Origin of the sequence: Chryseobacterium mucoviscidosis (assembly GCF_002177115.1) — a bacterium.
Classification (GTDB): domain Bacteria; phylum Bacteroidota; class Bacteroidia; order Flavobacteriales; family Weeksellaceae; genus Chryseobacterium; species Chryseobacterium mucoviscidosis.
In genome coordinates, this window is record NZ_MVAG01000044.1 from 1 (window position 1) to 270 (window position 270).

1 protein-coding gene is annotated in these 270 nt (G+C 49.3%); it reads left to right on the forward strand.

The features are described from left to right. Positions 1-270: SGNH/GDSL hydrolase family protein (locus B0E34_RS22635; protein WP_503327685.1), on the forward strand; the 270-nt coding region annotated here is incomplete at both ends.

The following is a 270-nucleotide window of genomic DNA, read 5'->3' on the forward strand; positions in this document are numbered from 1 at the left end:
GGTGGACGCAGTTCCAAATCCTTTATTTTTGAAGGCCGATTGGATGAAATTCTTCGTCTCATTCGTCCGGGAGATTATCTGTTCGTGCAGTTCGGACACAATGATGCAACGATCAGTGTTCCTGACCGCTATGCTTCACCCGCCGATTACAAGAACTATCTGAAAACCTACATAGACGGCGTGCAGCAGCGGGGAGCTACGCCAATTCTGGTAACGCCAATGGGTCGCAGGGACTTTAACGCAGACACAGGCAAGTTCAATGTATCCTTC